The 555-nt window shown below is 59.3% G+C and carries 1 protein-coding gene; it reads right to left on the reverse strand.

Going from position 1 to position 555, the window contains the following annotated elements:
• Positions 1-292 precede the first annotated feature (292 nt).
• A partial coding sequence (locus JMY24_RS39195; protein ID WP_236597788.1) for a hypothetical protein occupies positions 293-555 on the reverse strand: 263 nt, incomplete at its 5' end.

Below are 555 nucleotides of genomic sequence, written 5' to 3' on the forward strand. Positions count from 1 at the left end.
GCCACCGGACGCGTGCTCGCGACGGCGTAAGCGGAAAGCGCTCAGGACACCGCGCTTTCCGATTCTCACGTTCGATGAATGGCAACTTAGGCTCGCGCTGGGCAGCGAATTCAACATCGCATGGTTGGTGCCGGGTGAGTCCCTCGTTTCGATTCTGTGGAAGTTCGCATGCGCCAACGCACTGCCTGGGGATGTGCTCCTCCGTATGATGAGCCCCGATGTTGATCCGCGTGAAGGCGTCGCCCCACGGCGGGACGCTATCGATATTGCGCTCCTGCGCCACCTGGTGCGGCTACCCAGAAAGGTATTGGATGCATCGTTGATCGATTCGACTGTGCATGAGCGGTATCACACGGTCTTCCGGTATTGCAGGCAGTGCGCGGCGCACGGCTACCACAGTGTGTTGCATCAGCTCGAGGAAGAAGATCACTGTCCGGCGCATCGACAACCACTCCTGACTCGTTGTCCGCAATGCATGCGCGACAGTCCGTTCATCATTAACAGCAATGCGATCGACGCTCCCTTCCGGTGCGTATGGTGCCGTTCGCACTTCTC

The organism is Paraburkholderia kirstenboschensis, assembly GCF_904848585.1.
Lineage (GTDB): Bacteria > Pseudomonadota > Gammaproteobacteria > Burkholderiales > Burkholderiaceae > Paraburkholderia > Paraburkholderia kirstenboschensis.